The following is a 17,440-nucleotide window of genomic DNA, read 5'->3' as shown; positions in this document are numbered from 1 at the left end:
GGACAAAGCCCGCGCCGAACCACAGGAGGTTTCATGCTGAAGTCGTTGCTGCTTGCCGGGGCCGCCGCCCTCACCCTGGCTCTGGCCACACCTGCGATGGCCCAGGACATCAAGCCGGGCGGCACCATGACGGTGACCTACAAGGACGACGTCACCACCCTCGACCCCGCCATCGGCTACGACTGGCAGAACTGGTCGATGATCAAGAGCCTGTTCGACGGGCTGATGGACTACAAGCCGGGCACCACCGACCTGGTGCCGGATCTGGCCGAGAGCTTCACGGTCTCGCCCGACGGCCAGACCTACACCTTCAAGCTGCGCCAGGGCGTCAAGTTCCACAATGGCCGCGAGCTGAAGGCCGCCGATGTCAAATACTCGCTGAACCGCGTGGTGCAGCCGGAGACCCAGAGCCCAGGCGCCGGCTTCTTCGATTCGATCCAGGGCTTCGCCGACGTCTCCACCGGCAAGGCCAAGGAGCTGAGCGGCATCGAGACGCCGGACGACTATACCGTCGTCTTCCACCTGACCCGGCCGGACGCGCCCTTCCTGCACAAGATGGCGCTGAACTTCTCGCACGTCGTGCCGAAGGAAGAAGTGGAGAAGTACGGCGCGGACTTCGGCAAGCACCCGGTCGGCACCGGCGCCTACAAGCTGGCGGAGTGGACGCTGGGCCAGCGCATCGTGTTCGAGCGCAACCCCGACTATTTCCACAAGGGCCTGCCGCATCTCGACAAGATCGTGTTCGAGGTCGGGCAGGAACCGGTGGTGGCGCTGCTGCGGCTGCAGCGCGGCGAGGTCGACATCGCCGGCGACGGCATCCCGCCGGCCAAGTTCCTCGAGGTGATGCAGGACCCGACCTACAAGGGCCTGATCATCCAGGGCAGCCAGCTGCACACCGGCTACGTCACCATGAACGTCAAGGCCAAGCCGTTCGACGATGTGCGGGTGCGCCAGGCGGTGAACATGGCGATCAACAAGGACCGCATCATCCGCATCATCAACGGCCGCGCCAAGCCGGCGAGCCAGCCGCTGCCGCCGTCGATGCCCGGCTACGCCACGGACTACAAGGGCTACGCCTACGATGTCGAGGGCGCCAAGAAGCTGATGGCCGACGCCGGCCAGGGCTCTGGCTTCACCACCGACCTCTATGTCGCCAACACCGACCCGCAGCCGCGCATCGCCCAGGCGATCCAGCAGGACCTCGCCCAGATCGGCATCAAGGCCGAGATCAAGTCGCTGGCCCAGGCCAATGTCATCGCGGCCGGCGGCGACGAGAAGCAGTCGACCATGATCTGGTCCGGCGGCATGGCCTGGATCGCGGACTTCCCGGACCCGTCCAACTTCTACGGCCCGATCCTGGGCTGCGGCGGCGCGGTGCCGGGCGGCTGGAACTGGTCCTGGTACTGCAACGCCGATCTCGACAAGCGCGCGGCCGAGGCGGATTCGATCGCCGACCCGGCCAAGACGGCGGAGCGCGAGGCCAAGTGGCGCGACATCTTCCTGGACGTGATGAAGGACGCGCCCTGGGCGCCGATCTTCAACGAGCAGCGCTACACCATCCGGTCCGCGCGCATGGGCGGTGACGACACGCTGTTCGTCGACCCCGTCCACATCCCGGTCAACTACGACAACGTGTACGCCAAAGATGTCCAGTAAGCCGCACCACCACCACACCATCCACGGCGCGCACCACCATTTCGGCTGGGACCGGTCGTTCCCGCCGGCGGCTACGGTCGCGCCTGGCACCACGCTGGAGTTCGACTGTCTCGACAGCTCGGCCGGCCAGCTGACGCCTTCCAGCACGGTGGCCGACGTGGCCACGCTCGACTTCGGCAGGATCAACCCGACGACCGGGCCGATCTTCGTCGACGGGGCGCAGCCGGGCGACGCGCTGAAGATCACGCTGGACCAGTACGCGCCCTCCGGCTTCGGCTGGACCGCCAACATCCCGGGCTTCGGCCTGCTGGCGGACCAGTTCAAGGACCCGGCGCTGCATGTCTGGAACTATCAGGCCGACACACTGGCGCCGGCCCTGTTCTCGACCCTGGCGAAGGTGCCGCTGAAGCCCTTCGCCGGAACCATCGGCGTGGCGCTGGCGGAACCCGGGCTGCATTCCGTGGTGCCGCCGCGCCGCGTCGGCGGCAATCTCGACATCCGCGACCTGTCGACGGGGGCGACCCTCTACCTCCCGGTCGAGGTGGCGGGCGCCCTGTTCTCGATCGGCGACACCCATGCCGCCCAGGGCGACGGCGAGGTCTGCGGCACCGCCATCGAAAGCCCGATGAAGGTGACGCTGACGCTCGAGCTGGTGAAGGGCGCCAACCTGAAGATGCCGCGCTTCACCACGCCGGGCCCGGTGACCCGGCATCTCGACGCCAAGGGCTATGAGGTGACGACCGGCATCGGCCCCGACCTGATGGTGGGGGCGCGCATCGCCGTCGCCGAGATGGTCGAGCTGCTGTGCCGGACCCGTGGCATGGCGCCGGTCGACGCCTACATGCTGTGTTCGGTCTGCGGCGACCTGCGCATCAGCGAGATCGTCGACCAGCCGAACTGGGTGGTGTCCTTCTACTTCCCGCGCATCGTCTTCGAATGATGATCGAGCTGCCGTTCGAAAAAGAGCTGCCGCGTAGCCTCTCCCGCCAGGCGGGAGAGACTACGCAGAAACCTGGCTTACAATCGTGACTGCGGGAAACACCCCCCTCCTCAGCGTCCGCCACCTCAGCACCCAGGTGGCGACGCCGGCGGGGCCGAGGCTGGTGGTCGAGGATCTGAGCTTCGACCTGAACCCCGGCGAGACGCTGTGCATCGCCGGGGAATCGGGCAGCGGCAAGTCGATGACCTCGCTGTCGATCATGGGCCTGCTGCCGCAGCCGATGGCGCGGGTCGCCGGCGGCCAGGTGCTGCTGGAGGGTCGCGACCTGCTGGCCCTGCCCGAACGGCAGATGCGGCGGGTGCGCGGCGGCGAGATCGCGATGATCTTCCAGGAGCCGATGACCAGCCTGAATCCGGTCATGTCGGTCGGCCGCCAGATCAAGGAGGCCATCCGCGCCCATCGCCGCGTCGATGGCGGCGAGGCGCGGCGGCTGGCGCTGGAGGCGCTGGAGGCGGTGCGCATCGCCGAGCCGGAACGCCGGCTGACGCAGTACCCGCACGAGCTGTCGGGGGGCATGCGCCAGCGGGTGATGATCGCCATGGCCCTGGCCTGCCGGCCCAAGGTGCTGATCGCCGATGAGCCGACCACGGCGCTTGATGTCACCATCCAGGCCCAGATCCTGGAGCTGATGCGCGACCTGCAGCGCCAGTTCGGCACCGCCCTGGTGCTGATCACCCATGACATGGGCGTGGTGGCCGAAGTGGCCGACCGGGTGATCGTGATGCATCAGGGGCGGATGGTCGAAAGCGGGCTGGTGATGCCGCTGTTCGAGGCGCCGCAGCACGACTACACCCGCCGCCTGCTGGACGCCGTGCCCAAGCTGGGCCAGATGGCCGGCCGCGACGCGCCGCTGCGGGCGACCGCCGCGCCGGCCGCGGCATCGGGCGATGCCGCCATCGAGGTCCGCGACCTGACCGTGCGCTTCGACATCGCCGGCGGGCTGCTGCAGCGCACGGTCAAGCGCGTGCATGCGGTGGAGAAGCTGTCCTTCACCGTCGCGCCGGGCGAGACGCTGGCCCTGGTCGGCGAAAGCGGCTGCGGCAAGTCCACCACCGGCAAGGCGCTGATGGGGCTGGTCGGCTGGCAGGGATCGATCCGGATCGACGGGGTCGAGGCCGCCGGGCTGGACGCCACCGCCCTGAAGCCGCTGCGCCGGAACATCCAGATGGTGTTCCAGGATCCCTACGCCTCACTCGACCCGCGCATGACCGTGGGCGAACTGGTGGCCGAACCGCTGGTGATCCATGGCCTGGCCAAGGGCGCCGAGCTGATCGACCGGGTGGAATGGCTGTTCCGCCGGGTCGGGCTGGCGCCGGAGCTACGCCACCGCCACCCGCATGAATTCTCCGGCGGCCAGCGCCAGCGCATCTGCATCGCCCGGGCGCTGAGCCTGTCGCCCAAGGCCATCGTCGCCGACGAATCGGTCTCGGCGCTCGACGTCTCGGTCCAGGCCCAGGTGCTGGACCTGCTGCACGAGCTGCAGGCCGATCTCGGCCTCGCCTATCTCTTCATTTCGCACGACATGGCGGTGGTGGAGCAGATCAGCCACCGGGTCGCGGTGATGTATCTCGGCCAGATCGTCGAGACCGGGACGCGGCGGCAGATCTTCGAGGATCCGCGCCACCCCTACACGCGGACGCTGATGCAGGCGGTGCCGATCGCCGACCCGCGCCGCCGCCGGGACCATTTCCAGCGCCTCTCCGGCGAGGTGCCGAGCCCGGTGCGGCCGGTCGGGTACCAGCCGGTCCATGTCGACCTGGCCGATGTCGGCGGCGGCCATCTGGTGGCGCGGGAGGCGGCCTGACCGCGAGGGTTATACCCTCCAGGACAGGTGCATGTGGTCGACGCGGCGGATGCCGGTGTAGCCCCGGATCGTCGGCGCCACCTCCAGCCGGAGCTGCGGGATGGCGGCGGCCAGCGCGCCCAGGCTTTCCTCCAGCTCGATCCGGGCCAGGGCCTCGCCGATGCAGCGATGCGCGCCGCCGCCGAACACCGGATGCAGGCGCGTCGGCACCGTCCGATGGATGTCGAACACGTCGGGGTCGGCATAGACCCGTTCGTCGCGCATGCCGGACATGGCCGACAAGGCGATTAGCCTCCCGGCCGGGATCACGACGCCGTCGACCTCGATGTCCTCGGCCGACATTCTCCCGGTCGATGCCACGCTGGGCTCGTATCGCAGGCTCTCCGCCACCGCCGCGGGGATCAGCGCAGCATCGCGACAGACCGCGTCCCACTGCTCCTGGTGCTGCAGCAGGAGGGAGACCTGCATGACGATGGCCACCCGGGTCGTATCCGTGCCGCCGATGATCAGCTGGACGATCTGGTACAGCATCTCGAGTGGCGACAGCTCCCCGGCTTCATCGGCCGCGGCCAAAAACCTCGACAGGAAATCGTCGCGAGGCTGCCGACGCCTGTCGTCGAGCATGGTCTTTGCGTATTCCAGCAGTTGCCGCGTCGCCTCTTCGGCCACCGGGATGTCCTCGGGTCGGACGCTGAGGCTGATGAAGCGGGTCGCATCATAGACGTGCCGGGTGAAGGTCGGGATGTCCGCCCGCGGCAACCCCAGGATATCGCTGATCACCAGTGCTGGCAGTCGAGATGCGAAATGCTCCACGAACTCGACACGTCCGGCCGCATGCCATTCCTCGATCAGCCCCTCCGCCGCTTGCCGGATCAAGGGTCGAAGCTCGGCCATGGTGCGGGCTGCGAATGTCCGTGAGAACGGGGCTCGCCGCCGGCGATGCACATCGCCATTGGCTGTCAGCATGCCGTACTCGAAGTTTTCGAACAGCGCTCCATCCACAACGCCCAACATCTTCGGAAACGCGGTCCCGGTGGCCCCGAGGCGGGGATCCTTGCTGAGGCGCTCGATATCGCCCAGGCGCAGCACAAAGCAGCTGCCGGCCTCGTGAGCGACGACGGGATGGTCGGCACGGTAGGACCGGAACGTCGCATGCGGGTCGTCGCTGAACTGCTCCTCCGTGAGGACCGGCAGATCACGGTCCGCGGAGATCAGGGCCGTAGGGGCGTCACCAGGACGGGTTTGCATAAGCACCTCCAAGATCTGGAGGACCATCGCGCAACCGGATTACAGGGGCATGTCCAGGCCCGGCCTTTTCGCTACAGCCGTCACAGGCTGCGCCTCGACCTTGAAGGGGGCAGCACGGCCGAGGCCGCCGGATCGGACTGGAGGGCCGGTATCGGCAGGGCGCTCATCCGCTTCCAGCGCCTGTCCGGCGAGGTGCCGAGCCCGGTGCGGCCGATCGGGTACCAGCCCGTTCCTGTCGACCTGGCCGATGTCGTCGGCGGGCACATGGTGGCCAGAGAGGCGGCATAGGGCTCTCTTCAGGCGGAGAGGCCGTCCGTCGTCGGCCCTTCCCTTCCTTGTCATGCCACGGCTTGACCGTGGCATCCAGGGGCGGTCAGAGCGGCTCGTGGTGGCCCCTGGATTGCCCGGTCAAGCCGGGCAATGACAGAGAGGGAAACGGCATATCCGATGCTGGCCGGTCGCGACGGCGACCGTTCGCGCTTGGTGAATTTACTTCAAATTAATTTCATCATACTATGAATTTCGGACACTTTATTTCTATTACCTTCTTTCCTACCATCGGAGATGGCCGAATTATGCTTCTCGTAGATCATATAGGCGATCTGAATTTTACGCCCGCACATGAAGTCGAAAATCGCCCTTCAGTCGCGGATCTGTTCAAGAAAAGCAGGAGATGTGGAATCTATATTATGGAGTTCCAAAATAATGAGATTTATGTAGGAAAAGCCACGGACGTAGTTCGTCGGTACGGACAGCACCGAAAAATTCACCAGGACATCAAGACGATCAGGTTCCAAAGACTCAAAAAATCCGAACTCGATCAGAGCGAACGCACGCTAATCTATCGCCTGGAGCGCGCCGGCTTTGGCTTGAGGAATGTTACCTTCACCAGCATTCCTCAGCCCGGGTCTGACTTCGAAGCGATCATGCCTAAGGACCAGCAAGATCTCTGGCTTGATCGTAAGCTTAAGGAAAACGGAAGCGTCAATCGCGCTCAAGATGCAGCAATCGACGCACGGTCACTGCGATCGTTCGACAAGCTTCTGAAGATATGTACAATTGATCCACATCTATCATTCCTGCAATATTATATAAATAATCTCATTCCATCTCCAAAGAGCTCGGAAATATCGTTCTGGTCACTCACCGCTCTTGGAAACGGCACAAAGGAACGACCGGGGTCCCTCTACCGTCTCAACTTGTTTTGGCAAGAGGTGATGTGGGTTGCAGGCGACGGCGAGGATGCGGAAATTTGGCTCCGATGCGCAAGATCGCCCCTGGAGGCAGCCCCTGGTGGCCTTTCGCGAGTCGCTCGGCGTATAGACGCAGAGTTTGATGATTTCCACTACAAGCCAGGCGGATCCGATCAGATATCGCTCCATGCCTTTTGGAACGATGATCCGCTGCGAATTCTCCGAGACGAGGACATCGCCAGGAGCATTCGCCTGTTCAATCTTCGACTGATGAACAAGGGGCCGACGAACTTCAGCCGATCGCACTGCTCCGCGCTCGTCACCGCCGCCTATGAAGCTCCGGACCCCGAGACCCGGGAAGCCCAGTTTTGGAGCCGGTTCCGTAAGTCGCCCAGAAATTGAAGAGGCCGGGTCCGCCACAGCGGACCCGGCCTCTGCCCCTACTCCTTCTTCCCCTGCCAGAAGAAGTCGTTCTCCGTCCCCGGGCCCCAGATCAGGCCCTGGACATTCTTGCGGGCCGCCACCACCTCGACCTGCTGGAACATGAAGGCGAAGGGCGAGGTCTGCTCCACCTTGCGCTGCAGTGCCTCGTACAGCGCCTGGCGCTTGGCGGTGTCGGTCTCCAGCACCGCGGCCGCGGTCTCCTTGGTCAGGTCCGGAATGTCCCAGGCGTTGCGCCAGGCCGAGGTCTTCATCGGCGGGTTGTCGCCGTTGTCGACATTCATGGCGAAGGTCTGGGCGTTGGTGTGCGGGTCCTGGTAGTCCGGGCCCCAGCGGCCGATCGCGGTCTCGTGCTTGCGGGCACGGATCCGGCTGGTCTGCTGCTTGTCGTCCGAGGCGATGATCTGCAGCTCCACCCCGGCCTTGGCGAAGGTCGACTGGATCGACTGCGCCATGTCGAGGTTGGGCGACCCGTCGGTCACGTCCATGGTGATCTTGAAGCCGTCGGGATAGCCGCCCTGGGCCAGCAGCGCCTTGGCCTTGGCGACGTCGAGCGAGAACGGCTGGTCGTCCAGCGCGCCGAGGAAGCCCCTGGGCAGGAAATGCTCCTGCAGCACGCCCCTGCCCTTCATGAAGCTGTTGGCCATGCCCTGGTAGTCGATCAGGTACTTCAGGGCCTGCCGGACCTCGACCTTCTTCAAGGGCTCGGTCAGGGTGTTCATCGCGAGGTACCAGATGGCGCCGCGCGGCACCTCCTGCAGCGTGATGTCGGGGCTCGACTTCAGCGATTCGATCTGCTCGCCGGTCAGGCCGCGGGCGATGTCGATGTCGCCCTTCTGCAGCAGCAGAAGCTGCGAGGTCGGGTCGAGCACATGGCGGTAGAAGATCCGGCGGAAGCCGGGCTTGCCCTGCCAGTAGTCGTCGAACCGCTCGAGCACCAGGCTCTCATTCGGCTTCCAGGTCACCAGCTTGTAGGCGCCGGTGCCGGCCGAATGGGTGTTCAGCCAGCCATGGCCGAAATCGCCGTCCTTGGCGTTGGCCTCGACCAGCTTGGAATCGACCACCGCGCCGACCGTGGCGCTGAGGCAGTTGAGCACGAAGCTGGGCGCGTAGGCCTTGTCGGTCTTGAACACCAGCGTCCGCGCATCCGGCGCGGTGACCATGCCGTCGACATTGTCGGCGGTCAGGCCGAACTGGCCGATGATGAAGGCCGGCCCCAAATTCAGCTTGATGGCGCGGCGCAGCGAAAAGGCCGCGTCCTCCGCCGTCAGCAGGTTGCCGGACTGGAACTTCACCCCGTCGCGGATCTTGAAGCTGTAGGTCGTGCCGTCATCCGAGACCGTCCAGCTCTCGGCGATGCCGGGGGTGAAATGGGCCGGGTCCTTGGCGTTGTAGTAGATGAGGCGGTCATAGACCTGGGCGACGTACTCGCTGGTCGAGAACTCGAACACCTCGGCCGGATCGAGCGTGATGATATCGTCGATGCGGTAGGCCTGGACCAGCGTGTCCTTGGGCGTCTCGGCCACCGCCGGCAGCGCCGCGGCACAGCCGATCACGATCGCGGCCACCAGGCCGCGAATGGTTGTTTTCATTGTGTGCACCCCCTGTTTGTCGGGCGGTCCGATGGTAGGTCGGCGGCGCGACGACGACTAGGCGGATTCGCTCACAGTTTGACGGATGCGCCTATTTTGCCGGCGGCTTGAGGATCGCGCCGATCTCGACCGTCTGCGGCGGCTGGTCCGGCAACGCGATGCGCGCGGAGCGGCCCGGCAGCGTGGCGCCATCCGGCAGGGGCCGCGCCTTGACGTCGAAATTGACCGTGACCGCCGTACCGTCGGCGAAGGTCGAGCGCTGCAGCAGCCGGTCGGGCGACAGCACCGCGAAACCGGTCATCGCTTGCGTGAACAGCCGCTGGTGCAGCGGCCGGAACACCCGGTCATAGGCGGCGATCAGGGGCAGGTCGCGGTCCAGCACCGCGGCGTTCAGGTGGTACAGCGGCGGCACCGCGTACAGCAGCTGCAGCAGTGCCGTGGCGTCGCGTTCGGTCGAGAACTTCAGCGAGCCGTATTCCCAGTGATGGGTGGTCACCACGCTGTCGTGCAGCGCGATCTCGTAGAGCGGCAGGCGGAAGCGCGGATCGGTGACGACGCGGGCGATCGCCGGCTTCAGCGGCACCGGGGTGAAGTACAGCGACGGCGTCTCGGGCGGCCAGTAGTTGCCGCGGTAGAAGGGCGACCGCTTGTCCTTGATGTCAGGGTCCATCCAGGCGAAGGGCACAGTGGTCATGCCATGGGCGAAGGCGATCTGCGCCGCGAACAGCGACGACCCGCCCTCGCTGCCAACCACCAGGCCGAGCGACGCGGCAGTGGCCAGCCGCCGGCGGCGGACCTCGGCATCCAGCGCCGCGCTGGTCTCGCGGCCGGGCGTGGTGTCGTCGAACGCCAACCCGGTGGCGTCGACATCGAGGAACAGGCTGTCCAGCCCGGCCGCCTTGGCCACCGCCGCCATCCGCCGCCGGGCATAGGGCTCCGCCGCCGTCGCGCTGACATAGACGCCGCGGCCGGCGAAGCCGGTGGCCAGTTTGCCGTCGAGCCCGCGATAGCCGGCGGCGGCGAGGTCGGCGCCCATCTGTGCCGTCGGCCAGGTCTCGACCAGATCCGGTGGGTGGGCGCTGCCATAGCTGTCATAGACCCCGACCAGGTAGCCTGCGGCCTTGGCCGCGGCGACCGCCTCGGGGTGCCACAGCGCGTCGCGCCAATCCTCGGTGCCCAGCCAGGCCCGGGTCAGCCCCGCCTTCTGCAGCGCCGTGACGGTGTCGAGCGACAGCCCGCCGCCCCAGCGCTGCGGCGGCGCCAGCATCGGGCCGAAGGCGTCGACCAGGGCCGCGCGCATCGGTCCGGCGGCCCAGGCCGCCTCCGCGGCCGGATCGTGCCCGCCCGGCAACGGATCGACCGCCGCCATCGGCACGGCCCGGTGCAGCCCGTCATTCACCGCCCGGACCAGCGCCGCCCGCCGATAGGGCGCGACGAAGCCGGCGCTGCCGGCGGCATCCCTGAACGCGCCTTCGAACTCGACCCGGGTGTCGGCGTCGAAGCCCTGCCACAGCCGGCCGGCGAGATGGGCGGGGTCGGCCTTCTTCTGCTGGAACAGCCGGACGAAGGCGCGCCATTGCAGCACGTCCTCCGGCTTCAGCGGCCCCTTGCCCCAGAGGTAGATGTGCGGCGCACCACCCAGCCTGGCGGTGTCCGGCAGTGCCGCGATCTTGTCGGCCAGCGGAACGAAGGCGCCGGTCGCCTGCAGCCAGGCGCGATAGGCCCGCGCGCCGGCCAGCGGGTCGGCGGGGCCGGGCACGATGCGCACCACATAGGGCGCGCCGGGCGCCAACCGGGTGAAGTCGTGGGTCAGTTGCGGCCGCGGCCGGCCCGCTGCCGCGACGATGCCGAAGCCGGTGTTGAACGGGGTCTCGACGATCCAGCTGATCGAGCGGTCGCCGCGCAGCTCGGTCCAGACCGGCATCGACAGCGCCTCGGCCAGGCTGCCGGGCTCGTAGCGCCGCACCAGCCAGTCCAGCCAGGCCGGGTCGTCGGCCGGGACGTAGCTGCCTTCGCCGAAGGGCATGGCATAGGCGGTGATGCCGGCGGGGTCGGCAGTTTGCGGCCAGGCCAGGGTCGCCGGCCGGTCGGAGCGGATCGACAGGCGCAGCGCGTCGCCTTCGACCCCGGCCTCGACAGCGAAGCCGTCGTCACCGGCGACCAGGTGCCAGCCATGGTCGGTCCGGCCGGTCACCCGCGCCGGGGCGAAGGCCGGTGCGGCCAGCGTCAACTCCGCGCCATCGGCGGTGCGCAGCGACACCGCGAGGGTCGCCGGGTCGATCGCGAAGGTGCCGGCCGGGACCGCAAGCGTGACCGGGCCGCCATCGGCGGCCCGGGCGAAGCTGGTGGACGCGGCGATGCATAGCGGGAGCAGCGCCAGCACGATCGCCACCGGCTTCGGGAACTTCATTTCATCTCTCAGAAAACGACCATAACAACTTGATATTAAATAGCTATAGGGCTGTCCGGAAGCCGCCCGTGTCGCGGCTATTCGTTCTCCAGCGCCGTCCGCGCCGCGTTCAGCTTGTCGCCGAGTTTCGGGTCGACCTTGGGGTAGTGCAGGTCCAACCCCTGCATGGCCTCGACCACTGCGCTGGCCACCGCCAGCCGGGTGAACCATTTGCTGTCGGCCGGGATGACGTGCCAGGGGCCCTGCGGCGTCGCCGTGGCCCGGATCATCTCCTCATAGGCCTTCATGTAGGCGTCCCAGTGCTGGCGCTCGGCCACGTCGCTGGGCTGGAACTTCCAGTGCTTCTCCGGCTCGTCGAGCCGGGCCAGGAAGCGCTTCTTCTGCTCTTCCTTCGATACGTTGAGGAAGAACTTCAGCACCAGGGTGCCGTTGCGGGCGAGGTAGCGCTCGAAGGCGTTGATGTCCTCGTACCGCTCCTTCCAGATCTTCTTGGTCACCAGCTTCGGCGGCAGCCGCTGGTTGGCCAGGATCTCCGGATGCACCCGGACCACCAGCACCTCCTCGTAGTAGGACCGGTTGAAGATGCCGATCCGCCCGCGCTCCGGCAGATTCGCGGTGGTGCGCCACATGAAGTCGTGGTCGAGCTCCTGCGCCGAAGGCTGCTTGAAGGCGGTGACCTGGCATCCCTGCGGGTTCACCCCGGACATCACATGCTTGATGGTGCTGTCCTTGCCGGCCGCGTCCATCGCCTGGAAGAGCAGCAGCACCGACCAATGGTCCTGGGCGTAGAGCATGTCCTGCATCTCGGCCAGCTTGGCCACGCTCTGGACCAGCGCCTCCTGCGCCGCATCCTTGTCGTCCAGGCCGTTGGTGTCGGCGGGATCCCAGTCCTTGAGGCGAAAGCCGTCACCGTCGTCGATCCGGTAGCGCTTCGCCAGCTTGTCCAGCTTGACCATCGTCCCCTCCCGCTGCGTTGCGCCCAGCCTGTCGCATCCGGGCGCGTGCGGTCCACAACGATCGATGGCGGCGTTTGTTCGCCGCCCGATGGCGCGCTGACCGGTGATCGGGGATCATGGAAGACGCACGCGAGATCCGAGGGAGCCGATGCCGCAGACCGTCCATTTCATCACCCATCCCGATGTGGCGATCGACCCGGCGGTGCCGGTGCCGGACTGGCCGCTGTCGGAGCGCGGCCGGACCCGGATGCGAGGGGTGCTGCAACAGCCCTGGGTGGCCGATCTCCGCGCCGTGTTCTGCAGCACCGAGCGCAAGGCGATCGACGGTGCGGCGATCCTGGCCGACGCGCTGGGCCTGCCCGTCACTGAGATCGCAGAGCTGGGCGAAAACGACCGTTCGTCAACCGGTTATCTGCCGAAGCTCGAGTTCGAAGCGATGGCCGATACCTTCTTCGCCCGGCCGCAGGAGAGCGTGCGCGGCTGGGAGCGGGCGGTCGACGCCCAGGCCCGCATCGTCGCCGCGGTCGATGAGGTGCTGCGCCGGGCACCGGCCGAAGGCGACATCGCCATCGTCTCGCATGGCGCCGTCGGCGCCCTGTATCTATGCCATCTCCTGGATCGGCCGATCGGCCGCGATGCCGACCAGCCGCCGGGCAATGGCGGCAACCGCTACGCCTTCGAGATCACCGGCCGCCGGCTGCTGCACGTCTGGCGGAGCATCGATTCACAATGACGGCAAAACAGCCCATTGCGACCGGTTCTTGAGAAGTATTCCGCGATCTTCTTCCCGGCGTCGACGGAATCGCTTCCGGGCTTCGTGGAATCTGCGTGCCAATCAGGCATTCCTTCCCGGAGACCAAGGGGCTCCCGATGCTTCTCAAATCCCATCGTCCTCTGCTGCTTGCGGCCGCTCTGATCCTGGCCGTGCCGGCAACCTTCGCCACGGCCCAGGCCGCCCCGCAGCGCCACGACAACCACCGGCACGCGGAGTCGCTGCACCACCGGCAACAGGCCTCCTGCGGCCATATCCATTCCTCCCATGCCCGCCACAGCTGCGAAGCCCGCGTGTCGCGCGAGTGGCAGCACAGCCGGCACCATTGAACGTTCGCCCGGGTGACGGCATCTCACGGATAACCCTTCTGTGTCCGTGAGTTATACGGCGTAGTTCACGTCACCCAGGGTATTCCTTGAACCCTACCGTCATTGCGAGCGCAGCGACGCAATCCATCCCGCCGTTCTCTCCGGCGAGATGGATTGCCGCGCCCCTTCTGGGCTCGCAATGACGGCGAAGGCCAGTCGACTTCCCCATTCCCATTGCACCCATCCCCGTCCGGTGCGATGACCCGGGCATGATCGCCGCCCCCACCGATGCCGAGATCCTGGCCCGCCTGCTGTACCGCGACGGGATGATGCTGGTGATCGACAAGCCGGCCGGGCTGCCCGTGCATGCCGGGCCGAAGGGTGGGCCGGTGCTGGACCACCATCTCGACGCCCTGCGCTTCGGCCTGCCGCAGCCGCCCGCCCTCGCCCACCGCCTGGACAAGGACACCAGCGGCTGCCTGGTGCTCGGACGCCACCGCAAGGCCACGGCAAAGCTGGGCGACCTGTTCGCTTCCGGCAAGGTGGTGAAGACCTACTGGGCCGTGGTCGAAGGCAGTCCGGCCGAGGATGAGGGCCGCATCGACCTGCCGCTGGCCCGCAAATCGCCGGACCGCGGTTGGTGGATGAAGGTCGATCCGCAAGGCCAGCCGGCACAGAGCGAGTTCCGCGTGCTCGGCCGCGCCGAGGGCCTGAGCTGGCTGGAGCTGCGGCCCCTGACCGGACGCACGCACCAGTTGCGGCTGCATTGCGCCGCCTCCGGCTTCCCGATCCTGGGCGACGCGATCTACGGCACCGCCGGGCGCGGGCCGGAGGCGCCGCCGCTGCACCTGCACGCCCGTGCCGTGTCGGTGCCGCTGTACCCGAAGAAGCCGCCGGTCGCCGCCGAGGCACCGCCGCCGCCGCATCTGGCCGGCACCCTGCGCCGCTTCGCCACCGATACCGCGGCCTGACACGCCAGCCATCCGGCTGCGGTTGCGGCCGCCATCTCCGCCCCCCGATTCCGAGTCGCCCTGCGCTGCCTCTCGCTTGCCGCCGCGATCGGGACGGATGTCGGGCGCGGCCTGGCGGCCATGCCGGGATCCCAGCGCCCGGAGACCTGGCGAAAGCTTTGCAATTCGGCCGCGATCGGAACGATCCCTCACACAACACATGGCGGTTCACTGCCATGGGAACCACAACCTGTTGCATATCCGGATCGAACCGGGTTCAATGGTGATGAAACCCCTGTGTTGACGGCCGGATCGCGCCCGGCTACGCCCCTGACCGTGACAACAGCAGCTCGCCCCCGCCCCGCCATCCGTTTCCGTGGTCGCTCCTTCATGGCGCTCGTGCTCGCGCCCGAGCCGCCGATCACGGACTGGCTCATCGAACTCGACACGCAGATCCAGCGGTCGCCTGCGTTCTTCCAAGGCCGGCCCGTGGTGGTCGACCTGTCGGCCCTGCCGATGCGCAAGCAGGACCTCACCGCGTTGATCGAGGACCTGCAGCGCCGCGACATCCGGCTGATCGGGATCGAAGGCGCCGACCCGGCCTGGCTCGGCTCCGAGGCCTGGGGCCTGCCGCCGATGATGACCGGCAGCCGGCCGGCCGGGCTGATCGAAATTCCGGACGGCGCGCCGGCTGCCGCGGCGCCCGCCGAACCTCCGCCGGCGGCGTCGCTGCTGCTCGACCGGCCGGTGCGATCCGGCCAGTCGGTGATCTTTCCGGAGGGCGACGTGACCGTGGTCGGGTCGGTGGCATCGGGGGCGGAGATCATCGCCGGCGGGTCGATCCACATCTACGGCACGCTGCGCGGCCGGGCCATCGCGGGGTCGAACGGCAACGGGCAGGCCCGGATCTTCTGCCGGAAGCTCGAGGCCGAACTGCTGGCGATCGACGGGCTCTACAAGACCGCCGACGACATGGAGCCGAAGCTGCGCGGCAAGACCGTGCAGGCCTGGCTCGACGGCGATGTGATGATCATGGCAGCCCTGGACTGAGGCATTAGAGGAGAGCAGCGAATATGGCCAAAGTCTTGGTCGTGACATCCGGCAAGGGCGGCGTCGGCAAGACGACCTCCACCGCCGCGCTGGGCGCCGCATTGGCGCAGAGCGGGCAGAATGTGGTGGTGGTCGATTTCGACGTGGGATTGCGCAACCTCGACCTGGTGATGGGCTCCGAGCGCCGGGTGGTGTTCGACCTGATCAACGTGGTGCAGGGCGACGCGAAGCTGGCGCAGGCGCTGATCCGCGACAAGCGGATCGACACCCTGTCGCTGCTGGCCGCGTCGCAGACCCGCGACAAGGACGCGCTGACCATGGAAGGCGTGTCGCGCGTCATCAACGAACTGAAGGAAAAGTTCGACTGGGTGATCTGCGACAGCCCGGCCGGCATCGAGAAGGGCGCGGTCCTGGCGATGCGCCATGCCGACACTGCCGTGGTCGTGACCAACCCGGAGGTCTCCTCGGTCCGCGACTCCGACCGCATCATCGGCCTGCTCGATTCGAAGACCGAGCGCGCCGAGAAGGGTGAGCGCGTCGAGAAGCACCTGCTGCTGACCCGCTACGACCCGGTCCGGGCCGAACGCGGCGAGATGCTGAAGGTCGACGACGTCATCGAGATCCTGTCGATCCCGCTGCTCGGCATCATCCCCGAGAGCGAGGAGGTGCTGCGGGCCTCGAACATGGGCGCGCCGGTCACGCTGAACGCCCCGATGAGCGCCCCGGCCCGGGCCTATTTCGACGCCGCCAAGCGCCTGCGCGGCGAGACCCTGGAGATGACCGTCCCGAGCGACAAGAAGGGCATCTTCGCCAAGCTGTTCGGTCGGAGGGTGGCATGAGCCTGTTCAGCTTCTTCAGCAAGCGCAGTTCCGCCCCGGTGGCTCGCGAGCGGCTGCAGATCCTGCTGGCGCATGAGCGGTCCTCGATCGGCGGCCGGTCCGACCTGGTGGCGATCCTGCAGGAGGAGATCCTGGCGGTGATCGCCAAGCACATCGCGATCGACCGCGAGAAGGTGCAGGTCAAGCTCGACCGCGGCAATTCGGTCTCGACCCTCGAGGTCGACATCGAGATCCCGACCCCGGCCGGCCCGGCCCGGGTCGCACTGCGCGGCTGAACGCCCGGCCGGTCTCACACAGAAGGGGCGATGCGGAAGCCCCTCGTGAGAACCGGTCCGGCGGTCCGGGGACAGCCGTTGCAATCGGCACCCCGCTCCTAGACCATCCTCAGCCCTTCACCGCCTCGATGGTGACGCTGAGCGGCAGGTTCGGCCGGTCCGCCGGCATCCGCCACATCCCGTCCGCCCCCTGCACCAGGCAAGGCCACATCTGCCAGGCGGCGGCATCATGCTCGCGCAAGGCCGTCAGCCGCATCCCGGCCGCCAGCAACGCGCCGATGACGGCGCCGAGCGGATGGTCCCATTCGACCGTGCGGGTGTGGGTGAAGGCGGCACCGCGGTCGGCGTAGCTGCCCTGGCCTTCGAACACCAGCGGCGTGTCGCGGAAGTAGGCGTAGGTCGGCAGGATCGGCGCCTCGGGCCCCGCCTGGTCCAGCGCCCGCGCCGCCGGGTGCCCGTCGAGGAAGTAGAGCCGGCCGCCCGGCTTCAGCAACGCCGCCACGACCTCGGCCCAGCGGACGATGTCCGGCAGCCAGATGATGGTGCCCCAGCTGGTGAAGACGAGGTCATGCAGCCCCTCGCCCAGCAGCCGCGGCGCATCGGTGACGTTGCCTTCGACGAACTCGGCGCTGCTGCCGGTCTCGGCCGCCAGGGCTCGCGCCGCAGCGACGGCGTTGGCCGAGAAGTCGAGCCCGGTGACCCGGGCGCCGCGCCGGGCCAGGTACATCGTGTCCATGCCGAAATGGCACTGCAGGTGGGCCACCCGGAGGCCGGCGATGTCGCCGATCTCCGCCGCCTCGATCGGGGTCAGGTCAGTCTCGCCGCGCCGGAAGCCGTCGACATTGTAGAAGGCGGAGCGGAGATGGACGGCCACCCGCTCGTCCCAATGCGCCCGGTTGATTGCCACGCCGTCTTCCATCGCATCCCCCCATCGCAGCCGTCTTGT

The 17,440-nt window shown here is 67.5% G+C and carries 16 protein-coding genes; 11 read left to right on the top strand and 5 right to left on the bottom strand.

Annotation, left to right across the window (positions count from 1 at the left end):
- The first annotated feature begins 33 nt into the window (after positions 1-33).
- The 3 genes from AB4112_RS04690 (at position 34) to AB4112_RS04680 (ending at position 4,460) form a co-directional block, all read left to right on the top strand.
- Positions 34-1,656 carry an ABC transporter substrate-binding protein gene (locus tag AB4112_RS04690; RefSeq protein WP_309795815.1) on the top strand — a complete coding sequence of 541 codons (1,623 nt, stop codon included), beginning with the start codon at positions 34-36 and terminating at the stop codon, positions 1,654-1,656.
- Positions 1,646-2,596, top strand: a complete 951-nt coding sequence (locus AB4112_RS04685) for an acetamidase/formamidase family protein (protein ID WP_309795813.1) — start codon at positions 1,646-1,648, stop codon at positions 2,594-2,596. Before AB4112_RS04690 ends, AB4112_RS04685 begins: the two co-directional genes overlap by 11 nt.
- 85 nt (positions 2,597-2,681) lie before the next feature.
- Positions 2,682-4,460, top strand: coding sequence for an ABC transporter ATP-binding protein (locus AB4112_RS04680; protein ID WP_309795812.1), 1,779 nt, complete (start codon positions 2,682-2,684; stop codon positions 4,458-4,460).
- Positions 4,461-4,469: 9 nt separating this feature from the next.
- On the opposite strand, the gene AB4112_RS04675 is transcribed toward AB4112_RS04680, so the two are convergent.
- Entirely contained in the window at positions 4,470-5,708 is a 1,239-nt protein-coding gene (locus tag AB4112_RS04675; RefSeq protein WP_309795811.1) for a cytochrome P450, read from the bottom strand.
- Here AB4112_RS04675 and AB4112_RS04670 point away from each other — a divergent pair.
- Together AB4112_RS04670 and AB4112_RS04665 are read left to right on the top strand one after the other, a co-directional pair.
- Positions 5,703-5,996 (top strand): hypothetical protein, encoded by a 294-nt coding sequence (locus AB4112_RS04670; protein WP_309795810.1) that lies wholly within the window; start codon positions 5,703-5,705, stop codon positions 5,994-5,996. The two genes, AB4112_RS04675 and AB4112_RS04670, sit on opposite strands and share 6 nt — an antisense overlap.
- A 287-nt stretch (positions 5,997-6,283) precedes the next feature.
- Complete coding sequence (locus AB4112_RS04665; protein WP_309795808.1) at positions 6,284-7,303, top strand: GIY-YIG nuclease family protein; 1,020 nt, start codon at positions 6,284-6,286, stop codon at positions 7,301-7,303.
- A 38-nt stretch (positions 7,304-7,341) separates the two neighbouring features.
- Here the strand turns inward: AB4112_RS04665 and AB4112_RS04660 are convergent, their stop codons facing one another.
- The 3 genes from AB4112_RS04660 to AB4112_RS04650 form a co-directional block, all read right to left on the bottom strand.
- The gene (locus tag AB4112_RS04660; protein WP_309795807.1) at positions 7,342-8,934 is read right to left on the bottom strand and encodes an ABC transporter substrate-binding protein; all 1,593 of its coding nucleotides are present in this window, start codon (positions 8,932-8,934) and stop codon (positions 7,342-7,344) included.
- Positions 8,935-9,025: 91 nt separating this feature from the next.
- Positions 9,026-11,344 carry a glycoside hydrolase gene (locus AB4112_RS04655; protein WP_441717399.1) on the bottom strand — a complete coding sequence of 773 codons (2,319 nt, stop codon included), beginning with the start codon at positions 11,342-11,344 and terminating at the stop codon, positions 9,026-9,028.
- 77 nt (positions 11,345-11,421) lie between these two features.
- On the bottom strand, positions 11,422-12,300 hold the full coding sequence (locus AB4112_RS04650; RefSeq protein ID WP_441717397.1) for a polyphosphate kinase 2 family protein: 879 nt from the start codon (positions 12,298-12,300) through the stop codon (positions 11,422-11,424).
- 148 nt (positions 12,301-12,448) lie between these two features.
- On the opposite strand from AB4112_RS04650, the gene AB4112_RS04645 reads away from it, so the two are divergent.
- From AB4112_RS04645 to minE, 6 genes are all read left to right on the top strand, one after another.
- Complete coding sequence (locus AB4112_RS04645) at positions 12,449-13,033, top strand: histidine phosphatase family protein (RefSeq protein ID WP_441717395.1); 585 nt, start codon at positions 12,449-12,451, stop codon at positions 13,031-13,033.
- A 137-nt stretch (positions 13,034-13,170) separates the two neighbouring features.
- Entirely contained in the window at positions 13,171-13,401 is a 231-nt protein-coding gene (locus tag AB4112_RS04640; RefSeq protein ID WP_441717393.1) for a hypothetical protein, read from the top strand.
- Positions 13,402-13,649: 248 nt separating this feature from the next.
- Complete coding sequence (locus tag AB4112_RS04635) at positions 13,650-14,351, top strand: RluA family pseudouridine synthase (protein WP_441717391.1); 702 nt, start codon at positions 13,650-13,652, stop codon at positions 14,349-14,351.
- Positions 14,352-14,471: 120 nt separating this feature from the next.
- Complete coding sequence (gene minC / locus AB4112_RS04630) at positions 14,472-15,380, top strand: septum site-determining protein MinC (RefSeq protein ID WP_441717389.1); 909 nt, start codon at positions 14,472-14,474, stop codon at positions 15,378-15,380.
- 23 nt (positions 15,381-15,403) lie between these two features.
- A complete protein-coding gene (gene minD / locus AB4112_RS04625) occupies positions 15,404-16,219 on the top strand; it encodes a septum site-determining protein MinD (RefSeq protein WP_309795799.1) in 816 nt (271 codons plus the stop codon).
- The gene (gene minE / locus AB4112_RS04620) at positions 16,216-16,494 is read left to right on the top strand and encodes a cell division topological specificity factor MinE (RefSeq protein WP_309795798.1); all 279 of its coding nucleotides are present in this window, start codon (positions 16,216-16,218) and stop codon (positions 16,492-16,494) included. The genes minD and minE overlap by 4 nt, the downstream gene beginning before the upstream one ends.
- Positions 16,495-16,603: 109 nt before the next feature.
- Here the strand turns inward: minE and AB4112_RS04615 are convergent, their stop codons facing one another.
- Positions 16,604-17,413, bottom strand: coding sequence for a class I SAM-dependent methyltransferase (locus AB4112_RS04615; protein ID WP_441717387.1), 810 nt, complete (start codon positions 17,411-17,413; stop codon positions 16,604-16,606).
- Positions 17,414-17,440 lie beyond the last annotated feature (27 nt).

It is taken from the genome of Inquilinus sp. 2KB_23 (assembly GCF_052115705.1).
In the GTDB taxonomy this organism is placed as follows: Bacteria; Pseudomonadota; Alphaproteobacteria; order DSM-16000; family Inquilinaceae; genus Inquilinus; species Inquilinus ginsengisoli_A.
Note: the sequence above shows the minus strand (reverse complement) of the source record. Positions and strands in the feature narration are given on the sequence as shown.